The sequence below is a fragment of the Paenibacillus taichungensis genome, assembly GCF_003287275.1.
Lineage (GTDB): Bacteria > Bacillota > Bacilli > Paenibacillales > Paenibacillaceae > Paenibacillus > Paenibacillus taichungensis_A.
Map to the genome: position 1 here is coordinate 65,748 of NZ_QEVW01000015.1, position 19,353 is coordinate 85,100.

The 19,353-nt window shown below is 50.0% G+C and carries 16 protein-coding genes; 3 read left to right on the forward strand and 13 right to left on the reverse strand.

Translation table 11 applies throughout. From position 1 onward, the window contains the following. The first annotated feature begins 29 nt into the window (after positions 1 to 29). Entirely contained in the window at positions 30 to 398 is a 369-nt protein-coding gene (locus DC345_RS22650) for a hypothetical protein (protein WP_113055055.1), read from the forward strand. Positions 399 to 604: 206 nt separating this feature from the next. Then, positions 605 to 1,645, forward strand: coding sequence for a zinc-binding alcohol dehydrogenase family protein (locus DC345_RS22655; protein ID WP_397333721.1), 1,041 nt, complete (start codon positions 605 to 607; stop codon positions 1,643 to 1,645). Positions 1,646 to 1,759: 114 nt separating this feature from the next. Here the strand turns inward: DC345_RS22655 and DC345_RS22660 are convergent, their stop codons facing one another. Together DC345_RS22660 and DC345_RS22665 are read right to left on the reverse strand one after the other, a co-directional pair. Beyond that, positions 1,760 to 2,830 (reverse strand): Gfo/Idh/MocA family protein, encoded by a 1,071-nt coding sequence (locus DC345_RS22660; protein WP_113055056.1) that lies wholly within the window; start codon positions 2,828 to 2,830, stop codon positions 1,760 to 1,762. A 38-nt stretch (positions 2,831 to 2,868) separates the two neighbouring features. Continuing rightward, a complete protein-coding gene (locus DC345_RS22665; RefSeq protein WP_113055057.1) occupies positions 2,869 to 3,345 on the reverse strand; it encodes a GNAT family N-acetyltransferase in 477 nt (158 codons plus the stop codon). A 296-nt stretch (positions 3,346 to 3,641) separates the two neighbouring features. Between DC345_RS22665 and DC345_RS22670 the strand changes: the two genes are divergently transcribed. After that, positions 3,642 to 4,703, forward strand: coding sequence for a copper amine oxidase N-terminal domain-containing protein (locus tag DC345_RS22670; RefSeq protein ID WP_181586696.1), 1,062 nt, complete (start codon positions 3,642 to 3,644; stop codon positions 4,701 to 4,703). Positions 4,704 to 4,863: 160 nt separating this feature from the next. Here the strand turns inward: DC345_RS22670 and DC345_RS22675 are convergent, their stop codons facing one another. The 11 genes from DC345_RS22675 to DC345_RS22725 form a co-directional block, all read right to left on the reverse strand. Further along, on the reverse strand, positions 4,864 to 5,280 hold the full coding sequence (locus tag DC345_RS22675) for a RidA family protein (RefSeq protein WP_113055059.1): 417 nt from the start codon (positions 5,278 to 5,280) through the stop codon (positions 4,864 to 4,866). Positions 5,281 to 5,502: 222 nt separating this feature from the next. Beyond that, positions 5,503 to 6,474, reverse strand: coding sequence for a M15 family metallopeptidase (locus tag DC345_RS22680; protein ID WP_113055060.1), 972 nt, complete (start codon positions 6,472 to 6,474; stop codon positions 5,503 to 5,505). 319 nt (positions 6,475 to 6,793) lie between these two features. Beyond that, entirely contained in the window at positions 6,794 to 7,489 is a 696-nt protein-coding gene (locus tag DC345_RS22685; protein WP_181586697.1) for a hypothetical protein, read from the reverse strand. 179 nt (positions 7,490 to 7,668) lie between these two features. Then, on the reverse strand, positions 7,669 to 10,872 hold the full coding sequence (locus tag DC345_RS22690) for a DEAD/DEAH box helicase (protein ID WP_113055062.1): 3,204 nt from the start codon (positions 10,870 to 10,872) through the stop codon (positions 7,669 to 7,671). A gap of 286 nt (positions 10,873 to 11,158) precedes the next feature. After that, positions 11,159 to 11,611, reverse strand: a complete 453-nt coding sequence (locus DC345_RS22695) for a chemotaxis protein CheW (protein ID WP_113055063.1) — start codon at positions 11,609 to 11,611, stop codon at positions 11,159 to 11,161. Between the two features lie 255 nt (positions 11,612 to 11,866). After that, positions 11,867 to 12,829 carry an ABC transporter ATP-binding protein gene (locus DC345_RS22700; protein ID WP_113055064.1) on the reverse strand — a complete coding sequence of 321 codons (963 nt, stop codon included), beginning with the start codon at positions 12,827 to 12,829 and terminating at the stop codon, positions 11,867 to 11,869. Continuing rightward, positions 12,826 to 13,803: an ABC transporter ATP-binding protein gene (locus tag DC345_RS22705; RefSeq protein ID WP_072734891.1), complete on the reverse strand. Its 978-nt coding sequence runs from the start codon at positions 13,801 to 13,803 to the stop codon at positions 12,826 to 12,828. The genes DC345_RS22700 and DC345_RS22705 overlap by 4 nt, the downstream gene beginning before the upstream one ends. A 58-nt stretch (positions 13,804 to 13,861) precedes the next feature. After that, on the reverse strand, positions 13,862 to 15,199 hold the full coding sequence (locus DC345_RS22710; protein WP_258530769.1) for a M20 family metallopeptidase: 1,338 nt from the start codon (positions 15,197 to 15,199) through the stop codon (positions 13,862 to 13,864). A 98-nt stretch (positions 15,200 to 15,297) separates the two neighbouring features. After that, positions 15,298 to 16,881, reverse strand: a complete 1,584-nt coding sequence (locus DC345_RS22715; protein ID WP_113055065.1) for an ABC transporter substrate-binding protein — start codon at positions 16,879 to 16,881, stop codon at positions 15,298 to 15,300. 264 nt (positions 16,882 to 17,145) lie between these two features. Further along, complete coding sequence (locus DC345_RS22720) at positions 17,146 to 18,021, reverse strand: ABC transporter permease (RefSeq protein ID WP_063568004.1); 876 nt, start codon at positions 18,019 to 18,021, stop codon at positions 17,146 to 17,148. Between the two features lie 51 nt (positions 18,022 to 18,072). After that, entirely contained in the window at positions 18,073 to 19,083 is a 1,011-nt protein-coding gene (locus DC345_RS22725) for an ABC transporter permease (protein ID WP_170867904.1), read from the reverse strand. Positions 19,084 to 19,353: the final 270 nt, after the last annotated feature.

A 19,353-nucleotide genomic window follows, 5' to 3' on the forward strand; every position in this document is an offset into this window, starting at 1 on the left:
TTTTTCCATTTTAGAATGGAGGTTGGATTATGCAGGACGGCAAAAAGCATTACTATGTATCGGTAACCCATAATCTCATTGAACAGACCAAGAACGAATCAACACCGTTTGAAGTCATGGTGGACGATGAACAGCTAAATCGGCTGAAAGACCTGATGAAAGTGCTGGAGGATGAAGATGCCTATACATTGCAGCGAGCTCCGGTACCCTACAAATCGGCTGATCATGACGAGGCCACAGAACAATTCTCAGATGGTATGACGTTGCTGTACACGTTTCTTTACGACCATGGCACCACGGATACCCGCCAGGCGATTGAGAGCATGAACGTACTTTCACGGCTGCAAGATACGGATTATGATGATCCGGGGTATGAGAACTCACCGCTAAATAAATGAACTCTTATCACAAAGACTTCCTCTCCGATGAATTCAGACCAATGGTTTGTTTCAGGAGTAACGGGAGTCTTTATTTTTTTACAAATCAAACTCCATTAGTATCATTATTGATACTATAAACCAAAAATGATACTACTGTTTATTTTTGATATTATACTATATATTTTATATATAAACTTATTTCTGCGAGGAGGATAACTATAGCGATGGGAAATCCAATCATGATGAAAGCGTTCGGATATTACGAGCCTGGGCTAGAGACCGATATACCACCATTTCAGGAGGTAGAAGTTGAGAAACCAAAACCTACAGGAAAGGATTTACTCGTTGAGGTGAAGGCGGTGTCTGTCAATCCGACGGATTGGAGATCGCATATTTCCAAACATCCGGACGATTTATCCCTGACCGTACCTGGTCGTGATGTAGCTGGAGTAGTAGTAGACATCGGTTCCGATTGCAATTTGTTCAACGTTGGTGACGAAGTGTATTATGCGGGGAGCAATATGCGCCCAGGCGGACACAGTGAGTTTCATTTAGTGGATGAACGAATTGTCGGCAGAAAGCCGAAAAATCTGGATTTCGCCCAAGCGGCAGCTTTACCTCTAACAAGCCTTACGGCAGGAGAAGCCTTTTTTGATCGCTTGGGCATTTCAAGGAATGCATCGGATAACGAAGGCAACAGTATGCTTATTATCGGGGCAGCGGGAGGCGTCGGATCGATCGCTACTCAATTAGCCAAGCTCTCTGGACTTAAAGTTATAGCAACTGCCTCTCGTCCCGAATCAGTCTCTTGGGTAAAATCAAACGGAGCAGACCATGTGATCAACCATCGCCATCCATTTGGACCACAACTTAAAGATCTCGGACTCGCTGGTGTACAATATATTTTCGTGCTAAATCATATAGATGAGCATATGGATGAGATGGCAGAAGTTATTTTGCCGCAAGGAAAAATTTGTTCCATTCTGCCTTTTGAGAAACCAGCCGAACTTCAAAAGTTATTCTCAAAAAGTGTAACACTCGTTTGGGAAATGATGTTCACCCGTCCGATGTTCCAGACAGATGATATGATTGAACAACATCATCTACTTAATGAAATCGCAGATCTGGTGGATGCCGGCAAGATTCATACAACGATGGCAGAGCGGATTGAACCAATTAATGCAGCTAACTTGCTGGAAGCCTACCGAAAGAGCAAATCGGGCACTGCGATTGGCAAAATCGTATTGGAAGGGTTTGAAAAGTAAACATATATCCGTTTTATCTGATCACGATCAATGAATCAACCAAAGGGTGTTGTCTCTCCAATGATAAGATGGAGAAACAACACCCTTTAATATTACGTTAGATTTAAACCTACATCAGTCCAGACGAATCTCCTGACCTTTTTCGGCTGACTCGTAAATTCCGCACAGCATTCTTGTCGAAGCCACACCATCCGCAATGGGACTGATGGGTTCGGTACCATTCAGACAACAATCAACAAAGTGATCAATCTGATTCTGGAAGGCACCGTGAATATCGAGACCTTTATAGTCTGTCTGAGGTTCAATGTTCAAAATCGTATTGTGTTTCTCGGTGACAATTAGCGTTTCCGGCTCCAGCTCAATTCCACCACGCTCACCGTACAATCTGACTGAAGATTCTTCCCCACGTGCATGCAGGGTAAAGCTTACCTCTACCGCCAAAGAAGCCCCGTTCTCGAAGCGAATCAGCGCATTCGCCATATCCTCCACATTGTTGACAGCAGAACTGTAATCTGCGGCTTTGTAAAAAGAAAGATGCTCGATGTGGGCACGATTGCCCAATTTTCGATACGTATTGCCACTCACCGAAACAGGTTTCGGTTTGCCCATCAGATACCAGCATTGGTCGATAATATGTACGCCAAGATCAATGATCGGGCCACCGCCAGAACGGTTTTTGTCCGCAAACCATCCTCCGGGATTTCCCAAGCGACGCAGGATAGAAGCTTTGGCATAGTACAATTCACCAAACTCACCCGCATCAATGAAACTGCGCATCATCTGCATATTGTTATCATACCGACGCACAAATCCCACGACAAAAGTACATCCGCTTTTCTTCACAGCCTCTTCAATTCGCAGCGCATCCTCCACATTGGTTGCTACCGGTTTTTCCAGCAGCACATGTTTACCTGCCTCCAGGGCAGCGATGGCAAATTCGGCATGCGTATTATTCCACGTACAGATACTAACGGCATCCACATGCGGGTCCTTCAACATCTCCCGGTAATCGGTGTACACCGATTGTGCATCATACTTCTCAGCCGCCGCGGCTGCACGCTGTTCGTTCAGGTCACAGATGGCGTAAATGACGGCATTCTCGTTCTTGGCATAACACCTCATATGAAGATCCGAGATGGAGCCTGTACCGATCATGCCGATATGCAGCATTTTGCTCGTGGTCATCTTCTTACTCCCTTCCTTTTCCAGAACATGAATATCGTCTAGTCTGCCCGGAGCATGCCTTTGTAAATCCCTGGTGTTGAATTTTCGATCTTCACGGCCCCCAGGGTCTGAGCATAGAAATCCACGGGTCCCGCCGATCCAATAATGGCGTAAGCGTAACCATCTGTCTTCATGGCATGCATACAGGCCATCAGCAGCGCTTTGCCGACACCTTTGCCCCTCGCCTCCTGACTAACACCTGTTGGACCAAAGAAATTACGACACGTTGCTTCATAACAAGCAAATCCGATCATTTTCCCATGCTCAAGTGCAATATAACAAGTCACGGGTTGACGTGCAAAAGCTACATCACATTCATCCACCCAGGGCTGGCTAAAATGGGATCTCACCCAGTCCAGTACAACCTGCTTCTCTGGTGCAATGGCTCTGCGGATGACAATGGAGGACTCCTCCAACTTTTTCAGTCCACTCTCTTGCTCTGGCAAATGGTAAAGCGCAACCAACATATCACTCATATGATTGCCTCCCTTCTCATATTTGGATGCTCCAAAACCCCATGTAATCCAAGGTTATTTCAAATTCCGAATCACACAACTTCCACTCAATGGTCCTTAACCGCATCCTGCTTCTTATAACCGGCAATGTGGTCTGTTTTTCAAATCATAGACTAACATACTGCTCACATTAATTACCTCAAAGTGCAACACTGGACGAAGTTGTCCCGTCTATAAGTTTGGAACGTGGCCTTATATAGGAGTTTACCGCGTCATAACCAAGATGAGAAGGGATGAAATCAACGATGAACAACAACATGAAAAAAGTTAGCGCCCTGATGGTCCTGTCCTTGGCCCTGGGTGGGGGAGCCGCATACGCAGCAAACCTGGACAGCATTCAGCCCATCAATTCAACTTCCGTTTCAGCCGATAGCAAAGGAACTGAAGCCGTAAAAGTATCTGTGAACGGTGCATCGATGACTGACGGTTATTGGAACAAGGATGGTCAGGAACCGATGATCGCACTGCGTGATCTCACAGAAGCACTTGGCATTGAACTGAAATGGAACAAGGAAAACAAATCTGCTGAGCTGACAAAAGGTACCCTCTGGACAATTGTCACCACAGGCAAAGACCAGTATTCCGTTAATAAAATGCTGCTTAAGCTGGGAACAGCGCCTGAAATCACAAAAGGCACACTGTTTGTACCCGCTTCGTTTGCAGATAAAGTACTCCACGCACAAGTGAATACAACAGGTAATCAAGTAACCATCTCCAGTGAAGAGGAAGTGAAAACCGTTACGGAGCGTGGAGTCATTACGGGAATTAACAGTGAAGGCAAGTATCAATCCATCCATATCGGCGGTGCAGGTACAGATGGTATCGTCCTTAATGTTGGTGAAGACACCGTGTTCAAATCCGCGGATGGCAAGGATATCAAGCTTACTGATCTGACTATTGGCATGAACGTTGAAGCTGAGCATGCTGAGTTTGCAACCCTCAGTTTACCGCCACAAACACCTACTTACAAAGTCACTGTACTGGATACTGCTGCTTCGGAATCCGAAGTACAACCAAAAGAAGTTCTGGGTACAGCAGGCACAATTGAAAATGTAAAAACAATAGACGATAACGGTACTCAGATCGAGATCTCCGGCTCCCGTCTGACAGAGACAGCACCTGACCATGTTATCCTGAACATTAGCAAGGATACACAACTGGTAAATCATCAAGGGGAAACGATCAAACCAGAGGAACTGACCAAAGGGGCCAAAGTGATTGGATTCTATAGCCCAGTCCTGACTCGCAGCCTGCCGCCAATCGGAACGGCTTGGAAAGTAGTCATCGAAACACCAGCCGATCAACCTGAAGCAAAATAAACTGGCTGAATAAAATAGCTAGCCTGATTCATGTGTAAAAAACAGTAGATCATACTATTTCAATGCAGAAATAACCTTATCCCGCGTTTCCTCCTTCATGGGGGTTGGGGTAAGGTTATTTTTCGATCCTGCATTTTGTATGTATCTATATATAATAGCTCTATTCCGTTATTTCGGCATCAACCTCAGCTTGTGCTTCAACAATTGCTTCTGCCTCAATCTCCACCATCAGCAAAGGATCAATGAGTGCACTAACCTCTACCATCGTGGCGACAGGCTGGATCTGACCAAAATATTCACCATGAGCCTTGCCCACTTCTTCCCACCGGGAAATGTCGGTTACAAACATGCGGGTTCTCACGACATGAGACATGTCTGCTCCCAATTCTTTCAATGCCTTTTCAATGGTCTGCAAAATAAGTCTCGTCTGTGCATATGGATCACCTGCTCCAACCACAACACCGTCCTGCATGGCTGTAGTACCCGCAACCTCAATCCGGTTGCCAACACGAATGGCACGGCAATATCCTACAAGCGGCTCCCATGGAGAACCGGTAAACACCTGCTGTCTGTTCATTCTGCTTTCCCTCGCTTTAAGTGTGATTTGAACTCCTGATTAAACATGAATTATATCAGTCTACCGACCTGCTGAACAAGCAAATAAAATAGCATATATAACTGATTTTAGCTCAAACCAAAAAGCCCCTGAGTGATCTCCCGTGCCTTGGGCAAGGGTGAATCATTCAGAGGCTGTATGAAATTGAGAGCCTAGTCCCAATCAAAAGATGAAGCACCAGGCTTACAGCTTGATATTAGCCTCATCAAAGTATTCTTCAAGTGTCAGTCCACTTTTCACAACATCAGGAGCCAGATCCGTGCCGACATAGCGAATATGCCATGGCTCGTACACATAACCGGTTATCGCTTCCTCACCTTTTGGATAACGAATGATGAATCCATATTCTGCTGCATGCTCAGCCAACCACTGGCCTTCTTTCGATGTGCCAAACACCTCTTCTATGGCATTGCCTACACTTGGACTGGAAACGTCAATTGCTAGTCCGGTCTGATGTTCGCTGTGGCCTGGCACAGAGCTAACACGATCCGTGTATTCTTGACCTTTGGTTTTGACATTGTTGTTATAGATCGAAACCTGACGCTGATAAGAACGATATCCAGATACCGCACGAAGTTCAATGTCGTCCGCTTTGGCACCGGCAAACAGCTTCTCCAACGCCTCGGCAGCTTCCTTGCGCATATGGCGCTTTTCATGCGGGCCGTCGAAAGAAAACGGTACGTTAGGCTCCACCAGATCATCCGGCTCGTATCCTTCTGGCAAGCTGCGCTGTTTGTTAACGATCACGGTCATCGCTTCTGAATTGGTCACTACCGCTTGTACATCAATCGTCGTTTGCAGCGCGCTAATACTGCGTTTCTCCATCAGGGGGTCTTCTGCTGTGGCTCCATTGCCTGCGTCAGAAGAACCGTCTGCCCCAGTTGAAGCATCACCGGAACCACTATCCGTACCTTCATTGTTATTATCCGAAGATGAGCTGTCATTCCCACCTGTGTTGTTGCCATCCTTGCCAGTATCCTCCGTCAAATGAACCGTGGTACCGTCTGACTCTTGCTGTGCGCTTCCTGCTGCGTTCAGATTCTGGTTCTCCTCTGAGCCCGAACCGTCCTGGCAAGCGGATAACAAAGCTCCGCATATCATAAGTGAGGACAGCATAACCGCAACTTGGCGCTGTCGTCCTGTACGTAATTTCATGTAAAAACTCCTATCGCATATTGTAATAATGATTGCAGTATTCGTGCATGAGGGCTTGTCTTCCCCTGCGACAGTATACCTTAAATTGCAGCGAAGCTCCACCGGTAAAGACCTCCTTGAGAGGAGGTCACCCTAAAGATATGCCGGGTGTACAGCTTGTACGGTCGTTTTTTGGACTTTTAGAGCCCTATCCCAAGGTTCAACCCCATAAAAGCGAATTGGAAATGAATATATCTATTCTGGATAAAGAGGACTGCGCCGACGCACATCACAAACAAGCGGGGGATGATCTAAGATCTCCCCCGCTCCGAGTGGTGCGTCATTTGGTTGCCGGGCTGTCCTTCTTCTTCTTTTGGACAGCCTCCCACATCCGCGCAGCTACGCGCTCGCGGATCAATGCCAGCCCTGCGGTGGCAGGCACGCCTGGCAGCAGCGCCGCCAGCTCCGGCGTTGCCGGGGGCTTCCCCGGCAACGCCAGCCGTACCTTCACGGCGCCGAAGCTAGGCCCCGGCTGGTGCATGGCGCCGTCCGCGGCTGCCTCGGCGATCCACTCGCCGACGGCTGCGCCGCCTTCGCCGCCCCGCGCCTGCGGGCGGCCGGCCGTTTCGGCTGCGCGGCCGGGGCCGCTGGGATCATGGGCGAGTTCCTCCGCCCATGATCCCAGCACGCCGGCGAGCAGCGCTTCGCGCGGCAGGCCGGCGTGCGCCAGCTGCAGCAGCGGCTCGGCCGCGAAGCGCGCGGCAACGGCGCGCTCAGCGGCCGCGGCATGCGCGCATTCCGGGCGGCCGCAGGTGCACGTCGCTGCACCGCCAGCGCTCAGCGAGCCGCCAAGCGAGGCTGTGCCCTGCTCAGCCTCGCTTGGCGCATGCCGCGGCAGCAGCCCGTCAAGCTCCGCCGGGGCAGGGCCGCCGCGCAGCAGCGCGTACAGCGCCAGCGGACGCTTGCGCAGCTGTGCCAGCACGGCCTCGCGTTCAGCTTCACTGAGCTGTGGCAGCGTGCCTGTTACTGTGAACAAGCCTTTGGCTGATTCGGTCTTGCCTGCGGCGTCTACTGCCTCTTCACTTGCATCAGACACTGCACTTACTTCTGCTGTCCATCCACCGGGGGACATATGCAGCTCTACATTCCATTTTTCGCTCACAACAATCCCCCTTCCTGTCACTATATTTTGCATATACTATTTATTCTCGCAACCTACAGCCATGTCTCGCCTTGAAGCGAGATCAGGCCACGCAGCTCATCGTCCGACATCTCGGTCAGCCAGTTCTCACCAGAACCGACCACCTGCTCAGAAAGAGCCTTTTTACTCTCAATCAGCTCATCAATCCGTTCCTCCAGGGTACCCTGACAGATCAGCTTATGCACCTGTACGTTTCGATTCTGCCCAATCCGGAATACCCGGTCTGTCGCCTGATTCTCCACCGCAGGATTCCACCACCGGTCGTAGTGAACGACATGACTGGCACGCGTCAGATTCAGGCCTACACCCCCGGCACGAAGAGAAAGGACAAACAAGGATGGGCCCTCCCCTTTTTGGAAGGTTTCCACCATATCGTCCCTTTGCGACTTCGAAACACCGCCATGCAGGAAGTACGGTTCTTCCTCATACCGCTGTGTAAGCCTGGATACGAGCAGTTCCCCCATCGCCACATACTGAGTGAAAATCAGCGCAGATTCCCCGTTGTCACGGATCGCATCCACCAATTCCAGAAGACGTTCCATTTTGCCGGATGCCTCAGCCTTACCATGTTCCTTCCGGCTGCTGTCCGCCAGCACCGGATGATCACAGATTTGCTTCAGCTTGGTCAGTGATGACAACACAATTCCTTTACGGGCGATACCGTTTCGTCCATCCAATCCGCCCATCAGATCATCCACCACCCGCTGATACAGAACGGTCTGCTCTGGTGTCAGGGAACAATAGGATTTCAGTTCCAGCTTCTCCGGCAGATCCTTGCGGATATCCGGATCACTTTTTAGCCTGCGCAGCATAAAGGGGGATACAAGCCGATGAAGCTCACGCAAAGAAGCCGCATTTTCTTCGGATGGACCCAGTCCGGTATAGCGCTGGCGGAATGAAGAAGCCGTACCCAGATACCCCGGATTAAGGAATTGGAAAATGGACCACAGCTCGCTTAGTCGATTCTCCACTGGCGTACCGGTCATCGCAATGCGATGCGGCGTAGACAGACGCATGACGCTTTGTGCTTGCTTTGTACGGTAATTTTTAATATATTGCGCCTCATCCAGCACAACGGTAGACCAGTGCAACGAAGCCAGATCCGGGCCATCCCGGCCAGCCAGATGATAGGTCGTCAGCACAATATCATGGGACTGTGCTTCCGCCTGGAAGGCATTGCCGTGCAACCGTTGTCCGCCATGATGAATATATAGCGACAGATTCGGGGCAAACCGCTTCAGCTCACGCTGCCAGTTCCCAAGCAGCGAGGTAGGGCACACAATAAGTGCAGGTAGATGCGCATCATGTACGTGCGGCTGTTCACCGTTCGCAGACTCTTCTTCCATCCCCATAAACGCTTCGTGCTCACGTGCTTCCTCCGCCGCGGCTTGCTGTTCCTCATGTTTCAAGTCCAGCAAGCAGGTAATGACCTGTATCGTTTTCCCCAGTCCCATATCATCGGCAAGACATACTCCGAACCCAAGCTCACGCATGGCGGATAACCATTGGTAGCCCCGCTCTTGATAGGGTCTCAACTCGCCATGCAGCTCTGCAGGAACCTGCCGAGGCTCAATACTGCGGAGCACCTGTCCATCGAGCAAAAAGGACAGTAGCCCCTCGGATTCCGCACCAAAGACGGAAAGCCCCTTCCATGCCGTATCTTCGCCTTCTTCCGCTGCCAGATGCAGCCATTCGGAGAGCGGCATATATTGTTCTTCTTCCTTTTTCATATAACGCAGAACCTGGCGAATCTCTTTTGTATCCACTTCAATCCATTCGCCGCGGAACATCACATAAGGTACCGTTGCTTCTGCAAGCGCAGCCAGCTCCTCCGCCGTAACAGGTTTGCCGTCCAGCATCGGTTCTGCCTTAAAGGCAACCAGCTGCTCCATACCCAGTGCAGACGGGGCCCCAACCGGTCTTTCTATTCCACGATTGAGCATTTGCAGACGTAGTCCAGCGCGGCGTTTCCCAGCACGGCTCCAGCGGGAAGGCATTAAAACGGTTACTCCCGCCTTCTGCAGACGAGGCACCGCATAGGTCAAAAATTCAAAAAAGGCTTGCTGTTCCAGCTTCATTCCTTCCGGTCGTGCATGAAGAAGCGCCGTTTCCAGCTCCGGTGCCAATTCTGACGCATGCCCCAGCGCCATCAGGAGCTGTTCTGCAACTGAAATATAACGCACTTTGCCTCGGTCCAGATCTCGTTCCGGATGAGCCCAGATCGTGCGTGCAGGCAATCTCAGGCCAGATTCCTGCACACTGTCTGCCCAGAAGGTAATCCCCCACAATGATTCATGATCACCTAGAGGCGGCTCCAGTCGCAGTACCAGCTTCAACTCACCTTCCGTGGGAGCCGTTTCTTCACTGCCTAGCACGGGTTTCGCTGTACCACCAGCTTCTTGCAGCGTTCCAATGAGTTCTGCCATTTCTTCCGTAGGTCCCTGCACCGTCACCGGACGGAACATCGAGATCAGACTATTCCACCACAGCTCTGCTACCGGAGAGGACCCACGCCGGAATGGCGTGCGGTAACGAGACAGCTCACTGTCCATGCTTTCCATCTCACCCGTAACAACCGCATGGATCATTCCGCTCATAAATGAAAATAATACGGCCGCTCCCGCTTCCTCCCGTGATTCCGGTTCAGAAGATGCGTATGCTCCAGGAGCAGACAATCCGATCGGCGGCATGGATTCCGCCAACTCCCGGAATCGTTCTACATCCGCTTCCTGCAACAGACGTGGACGCCAAACACCTGTCAACGTTTCCTGTCCGGTACGACGACGTGCCCCCGTCTTGGCCGCAAACTCAGCGGACGGAGCAAATTCTCCGCGCAGCAGCAGTTCCTGTGTAAACTGTGCTGCTTTTACCCAGTAGCGAATCTCTTCTCCGCCCTGAATTCCTGCCGCGTTCAATATACTGTCGTCCCAATGGAGCAGCAGCTTGAATGTATCTTTGGGCGAGATTGCGAGCCCTTCCAACGTCCGTCCGAGCAATTGACGTCGCTTCGTACCCTTCGCTTCCGCGGCATTACGCATCGGATTGGGCCAACGAAGCTCCGCAAGACGCAGAGCGGCAGGCTGAAACAGACGACCCCCGTCGCCAAAATTCAGCTTCCGTACCACGTGGCTCCACGCATCCACACGTGGTTCCGATGTTTCACCGGAAAAACAAAAAAATACGTCACCAAGCCATACTCCATACAGCGATTGCATCATTACAGTCTCCCGTCATCCCTTCGCATTGTTACTCTCCATCATATACGAAAATGCTCGGATTTAAAAACTTTTACGGATAAAAAGTGCTACAATACTTCGAAAAACCATCTTCAAACCACTTCATACTATATTATGAATGGCTGTTAAAAGGTGAAACACACCGCGTCATTGCATTCAAGGATAGGGTGATCACAATAAAAAATGCCCCTCATCCCCACAAAGGGGTAAGGAGCATTATTATAACCAAGCGGATATGTGCTTTGTATATAACATTTCAACGTTGCGTTTACTGCGATTTGGTTAAATTACCGAGCAATACATCCAAATTAAGAATGCCCGCCTCATGATCGTCATTGTGTGCGATTTCCTTGAATATTCCCGTTGTGTAACGACGATATTCTTCTGTAGGCTCTTCAAACCGATCATACATCACTACGGAATCCACGGAATCGACAACGAGCGGCACATAATCGTCGTGGTACGGCACAACAATGATACGAGTGGAAGGTGTAGCCTCCTCGTCAGGCAACCCCAGCAGGACGCGTACACTCACAACAGAGACTACTTTTCCGTACAAGGGCGTAAACCCCTTAATCTCAGGACTGCCAAAAGGAACGGTGGTTACCGGGAGCATTTTGATAATTTCATGAACTTCATCAATACGAAGCGCACAAATCTGATTTCCGACCGAGAAATTAATGTATTGAATTTGAACTTCCTCATCCATAGATGTTTTCATACCCTTCTTGTTTTCAGTTTCAATAGAAGCTTTTTATCGTCATCTTGATCATGAATAATTACATTTCATGTTGCATTCTCTGTGTTTATATCGGTTGAAGAGAGAAAAATTTTTACCCATTTCTTAATATGCAGATACTATCGTCAGAAATAAAGGCAGCAGAAAAGATAAAAAAAGAAAAACGCAAACAGAACCCAAGTAAACTGGAGGTTTGTTTGCATTTTCTGAACGTATTTTTCAGCTCAAATGATCACTCTAATACAAATGACACGCCACCTGGCGTCCTGGTGAAATCTCCCGCAGCTCCGGGATAACAGAGCGGCATTCGTCCTTCACATACGGACAACGGGTATGAAACGTGCAGCCGGATGGTGGATTTTCCGGATTGGGCACATCGCCGCTTAAGACGATCCGTTCCTTTTGCACATTCGGATCAGGAACAGGAACAGCGGACATCAATGCTTTGGTATATGGATGCAGCGCCTCGGTGAACAGCTCGGAAGTGGGCGCAAGCTCGACCACTTTGCCCAGATACATGACAGCCACACGATCACTGATGAACTTGACGACGGACAGGTCATGAGAGATGAACATATACGTCAGCCCGAATTGTTCCTGCAGATCCTGCATCAAGTTCAGCACTTGTGCCTGAATGGACACATCCAGCGCTGACACGGGCTCGTCACACACAATGAACTTGGGATTCAAAGCGAGAGCACGGGCAATCCCGATCCGTTGCCGTTGTCCACCCGAGAACTCGTGCGGAAAGCGGTGTGCCTGATAGGGGGATAATCCAACCACCTCCATCAGCTCTTCGATTCGGCTTTTCAACTCGTTTTTTTTCAAATTATGGTGGGTGAGCAGCGGCTCCTCCAGTGTACGCTGTACTGTCCATCGAGGATCAAGTGAAGCGTATGGGTCCTGGAACACCATCTGCATATCCGTACGGAAACGGCGCAGCTCTTCTGGCGGAAGCTTCCGTACATCCTTGCCTTCGAAGAACACCTCGCCATCCGTCGGTTCAATCAGACGCAGGATGGCACGCCCCGTGGTGGATTTTCCGCAGCCAGACTCTCCAACCACGGCGAGTGTTTCCCCACGCTCCACAGACAGCGTTACACCATCGACGGCTTTGACGGCACCGACCTGTTTGGAAAACAGGCCCTTGCGGATAGGATAATGCTTCTTGAGGTTTCTGACTTCCAATATCGCACTCATATAATCCCCTCCTGTTGCAGCAGACAGCGACAGCTATGACTTGGTGCTGTCTCCAGTAATTCGGGCTGTATCGTCTCGCATCGCGCTTCCTTAACCGGACAACGAGGAGCAAAACGACAGCCGGATGGCATATGGGCGGGATTCGGTACCTGACCTGGAATAGATTGAAGACGATCCTGATCTCCCGCAAGCTGCGGCAGCGAAGCTAAAAGACCGCGAGTATATGGATGCTTGGGATCGGCAAAAAGGGTTTTGACATCCGTCTCTTCCACCACTTGTCCGGCATACATCACCATGACACGATCACACATCTCAGCTACAACACCGAGATCATGGGTGATCATCATGATTGCCATATTCTCCGTCCGCTGGAGATCACGCATCAAGTCGAGAATCTGTGCCTGGATAGTGACATCCAGTGCTGTTGTTGGTTCATCTGCGATGAGCAGCTGCGGGCTGCACACCATTGCCATGGCGATCATCACCCGCTGGCGCATGCCACCTGAGAGCTGGTGCGGGTATTGTTCTGCAATTTTGTCAGGACGGGGGATACCGACTTTGCGAAGCATATCAACAGACCGTGCCCAAGCCTCTTTTTTGCCCAGCTTCAGATGGTATCGTGCCGCTTCCGAGATTTGTTTGCCGATTTTGAATACCGGATTGAGTGAGGTCATCGGCTCCTGAAAGATCATGGCCATTCGGTTTCCCCGAATTCGGCGAATTTCTCGCCCGGACAGCTTGAGCATGTCTTTCCCCTGGAAGCGGACTTCCCCTGACGCCACGCGGCCGATCTTTTTGGGGAGCAACTGCATGATTGATAACGATGTAATACTTTTCCCGCATCCCGATTCTCCGACAATACCCAGCGTTTCACCCTGCCGTATGGAAAGACTGATCCCGTCCACGGCACGAATTACGCCTGCATCCGTGATGAACTCTGTCCGCAAATCCGAAACTTCGAGCAGTTCAGTCATGTTGTTCCCCTCCCATGCCATTACGTTCTGAACCTTTAGCTTTACTCCTTCTAAAAAATTAACGCTTGGACGTCGTGGCTTCTTCGGAAGCCGCACCCTTCGAATTGTTCAATGACGTCTCATCTTCCATACCTTCCACGCCCAAATATTTAAGCGCGCTCAGCGCATACACTTTGGCGCACTGGATAATCTGCCATACAGGTGCTTTTTCGTTAAAATTGTGAATCGTGGACAGCTCTGCTGGGCCATATTGCAATACCGGAATCCGATGATTACGGAAGTGGCGTGCATCACTGGATGCCCATTGCAGCACACCGTACGCCTCTTGGCCACTGACTTCGCTGATACTCTCCACCAGTTGGCTCACAATTGGTTCATGCGCTGGAGTCCAGTTTGCGTTACCCTGGAAACCAAACGGCTTCAGCTCCGACTCTATTCCTGCTTCAAGCAGCAGCGAGCGGGCACGGTCCAATACATCGCGGTAATCCACACCAAATGGAACGCGGGAGTCCACCTGAACAGTGCACCGATCCGCTACCACATTCACCTTGGTTCCACCCTGAATTGAACCGATATTTACCGTTACATGGTCGAACACCTGATAGGCCAGACCTGCCTTCTCCCGATCACGCGCATATTCCTGCGAGATGCGGATAATATCCCTCACCTCTTCCGGGATGTCCGGCTTGATGTCCCACAGACGCTGCAATGCTTCAATACCTTTAGCTGCCTTCACAATCGCATTATCGCCTACAATGGGTTGAAGACTGCCATGACCCGGTGTGCCTTCCACCGTAAACTCAAACCAGCAGCTCCCCTTTTGTCCAATGGTTGGATGCTGCGGGCTGGACGGCTCTGCAATTACCGCGGCAGTTCCGGTTGCAAGACCACGCTCCAGAACCCATGGTACTCCCAGGTCACCGCCTGTTTCTTCATCCGGAACAATCATCAGCGACAGATCTCCGCGCAAAGGCACACCCAGCTTCGCCAGAATAACCGTCGCAAAAATCAGGCCGGCAAGCCCGCCTTTCATGTCGGATGCCCCGCGTCCAAGCATATATCCGTCCTTGATTTCACCGCAGAACGGGTCGAAGTCCCAACGAGAAAGATCACCAGCTGGCACAACATCCGTATGTCCACAGAAAATCAGATGTTTGTCTGACTTGTCCGCTCCTTCTCCATTCAACGTAGAGATCAGGTTAAACATCGTTTCCGTTGCCGCATGTACTTTGGTGTCAATTCCAGCCTGATGCAGATATTCGATAATAAAAGCGCTAATCTCACGCGAATCCCCTGGAGGATTCTCCGTCGGAAAACGAATCAACTGTGAACAAAGCTCCAGTAATTCATCCTGACCTTCCTCGATTGCATCAAGTACCTTCTGTTTCCAATCCATCCTGTTCAGGCTCCTTCCAATATGGGCTGTATTGTGTTCAATGCGAATCGTCAGAAGACAGGCATGATTGCCTGTCCCCAAAATCGTCGTCCGTTCGTTTACTGCTCTTTGCTAAGCGGGTAGAAACGCAGAACTTCATCCGGGTAATACACGTATCCGCTGACCTTGTTATTCATGCCGACAACCCGGTTATATTCGTAAAGATACGCCCACGGTGCTTCTGTCGTAATAATCTCCTGTGCCTTCATGTATAGCTCGTTGCGTTTCGCCTGATCCGGTTCGGCGCCAGCTTCTTCCCACAGTTTGTTTACTTCCGCATTGTTGTAATGAATGTAGTTGGAAGAGCCTTCACCGTAAAGCAGGAAGCCCAGGTGGTATCCAGGATCGTTAACAAACGAAGTCCATTTGGAGATGTATGAGACTAAATCCCCATCTTTTTGCTGTTCCAGGAACTGCGCACGCGCAACTTTGTTAATGTTCATTTTGACACCGATCTTGGCCAGTTCCGCTTGAATCAGAACCGCATCATATTCCCAATCGTCAAAGCCCGAACCGAGGGTAAAGTCAAAGCTGAACCCTTCCGCATAACCTGCTTCTTTTAACAATTCCTTGGCTTTGTCCAGATTGTATTCATACACATAGCCAGCATCCGTAAAGCCCGGTGTGTTGCTCGCTACAGCACTCTTCATCTCTTTGGCCTGACCGTACATAACATCGTTGATCAATTGGTCATAAGGGATCGCATAGTTGATGGCCTGACGTACTTTTTCATTATCAAATGGTTTGACATTGTTGTTCATCGCGAAGAACAAAATGCGGTTACTCGCATTCGACTTGATGGTTAAATTACTGTTCTCCTGCAAAGCCGCAACATCTTTGGGGGGAATTTCGATCGCCATGTCCACGTCACTCTTGTTCAGCAGCAGAACACGGTTGGAGGCTTCCTTCGTGAATTTCAGCGTGACTTTGCTGAGTTTTGGTGCTCCCTGCCAGTAGTCGTTGTTGGCCTGGAAGACCGCTTCACTGGCTGGGTCCCATTTTTCAAGTGTAAACGGGCCTGATCCCGCAGCATTTGTTTTCAGATAGTCGTCACCTTTTTCCTCGACGAGCTTCTGGTCCACAATAGAGAAGGTATACATGGCAATGATCTGGGTGAACATGTGGTTTGCTTTATTCAGTACGATCTCAACGGTGGAGTCGTCCTTGGCGGTCACGCTCTTGATGTCGGCCATTCCATATAGAAAGCTGCCGGAGCTGGACTTCGCCACACGGTCAAAAGAGTACACAACCGCATCCGCATTGACCGGATTTCCACTTTGGAATTTCAGACCGCTTTTGATTTTGAATGTATACGTTGTATTGTCAGCAGACACTTCCCAGCTCTCGGCGAGCATCGGCTGAATATCCTCTGTATTGGCTACATCAGCACCATCCACCGTTTTGACACCATAGGTTACCAACTGGTCATAGGTTGCCAGTACCAATGTGTCCGAGGTGAGGTCATTCGCCTCCGCCGGGTCCATCGTGGTTCCCCCCTCAGAGTAAGCAACCGTCAGCGTTGGCGCAGGTTTTGTTTCCCCTCCTGAGCCGGATGCCGCAGGCTGTTGGTTGGCATTGCTGGCACAGCCACCAAGAACAACGGTAAGAGCAATCATTGCAGAAAACCATTTGAGCTTTTTCATTTTTAGTTTCCTCCCCTTTTTGAACCAGTCTTATGATGTGATACTGTAAAACGTTGCAGCTTTTATTAGACAAAGTAAATGTGTGGACCAATACCCGAAAAGTAACTTACTCATATTCCTGATACCAACCGCAGCAGCATTCAATCTGCCTACTGCCAGTGATGAAACCTTGCAGGCCTTTTAACTCAAGGCATTCCCCGCAAGTCGGTTCCACCATCCAGCTATCTATAAATCGGTTCTATAGAGACCAGTGATCACCAACCCCTATTTTCCCGAACGCAACCTTGGGTCCAGTACATCACGGAAACCATCTCCGAGCAGGTTAAAGCCAAGAATGGATGTGGCTATAGCCAGTCCAGGGAATGTCACGAGCCACCATTGTCCGGAAATGATATACTCCCGTCCTTCAGAGATCATGGCTCCCCATTCGGCCGTAGGCGGTTTGACGCCAAGACCGAGAAAGCTCAAGCTGGATGCTGTCAGAATGGCAAAACCCATACCAAGTGTGGCCTGTACCAACAGCGGTGCCAAAGCATTCGGCAGGATATGGCGAAACAGAATCACTCTGTCTCTGACACCAATGGCTCTGCTGGCCTCGACGTACTCCTTTTCGCGCAGGGATACGGTCTGCCCATACATCAATCTGGCAAATTCGGGAATACCCACAATCCCTACAGCAATCATGGCACTCGTCAGACCGTTACCGATGGAAGCCGCGATTGCCATGGAGAGTACCAGCGAGGGAAAGGCAAGCAATACATCCATCACCCGCATGATGATATTTCCAGTACGTCCGCCGTAGTAAGCAGCAATTCCGCCCAGCGGAACCCCGATAACAAACGAGATGCTAACGGCAATCAAGCCCGTCCATATGCTGATTCTGGCGCCATACAGAACACGACTCAGAATGTCCCGGCCATAGTTATCGGTACCAAACCAGTGGCCACCTGATGGGGATTCCAGTTTCACAGCCGTATTCGTCACGTACGGATCATAAGGGGCAATCCAGGGAGCAATAGCTGCAATGACAGTCCACATGACGATAAAGGCCAGACCAATGGCAGCGAGCCGATTGCGGAGCAGTAGTCTCAGGAAGGTTTTGGGTTTGGGAACAACTGCTGGTGCAGGTTTGGTTCCCATGGAAGTCGGTGCGGCAGTACTCACAATGGTACTCCTCCTTTCGCGGCGACCCTATTCATAACGGATTCGTGGATCAATCAATCCATAAACCAGATCCACCGCCAGATTGATAAAACTGAACAGTATGGCACTTACCAGTGTGAATGCCTGAATTGGTGCATAATCGGCAGCCAGAATGGAATCTGTGACATAACCGCCGACGCCTGGCCAGGAAAAGATCGTCTCCGTGATTACCGCACCACCGAGTAATCCGCCAAACTGAAGGCCAAGAACGGTCAACGTGGGGATTAGAGCATTAATCAGGGAGTGTTTGCCGACGACCGCAGTCTCACTCAAGCCCTTGGCTCGTGCGGTACGCACATAATCCTGTCCGATGACTTCCAGCATGCTGGATCTGGTCATACGCGCCACAATCGCCATTGTCCCTGTACTCAAACAGATGGCCGGAAGCAGCAAATGGGCAAGACTGCTTTTGAGTGCAACCATATCTCCGGTCATCAGACTGTCTACTACATACAATCCGGTGATATGCGTAGGTGGATTGAGGTCTCCGCTGATGCGCCCCATTGGAGCTGGAGCCCAGCCGAGGATGGAATAGAAGATGTAAATAAACAGCAGTCCCAGCCAGAAAATCGGTACACATGCTCCAATCAATGAGAACACCCTGGAGATGTGGTCGATAAAGGACTCTTTTCGAGTTGCAGCGATAATGCCTACCGGAATCGCAACACAGATGGCTATAATCACACTAGCCAACGTCAGCTCAATGGTTGCCGGAAAGCGGGTAGCGAAATCACTCAGTACCGTATGGCCGGTATGGTAGGCGAATCCCAGATTCCCTTGAAGCAACTGTCCCACGTAACTAAAAAACTGTACAAATAATGGCTTGTCCAATCCCATGTCCATTCGGATTTTGGCAATAACATCATCCGTGGCCTGTTCCCCAGCCATGACAATGGCCGGATCTCCCGGAAGAACACGGGACAGGATGAAGGTAATCACCACAATGCCGATCAGCGCCGGAATCATCTGCAGCAGCCTTCGGAGCGTGTAAGCAAACAATCGATCAACCCCTTTAACTCTGATGTCTCACTTGCTGTTTTACGGTTCTCTGTGGACGGCCCAGTCTTGAAAACTTGTCTGTTTATCCGTCTCTTCTTTGTAATTGTGCTTATTTTACCTAGAATCCGAGCGTCGAACTACGTCCCTTTTAGCTAAAAAAAAGCACAACCGTTTGTCGATTGTGCACTAATGTCTCCTATTTATGTCATGTTAAATTACACCTTAAGACATAGTTCGCTATTTTTCGACCTATATCTACCATATCATCCA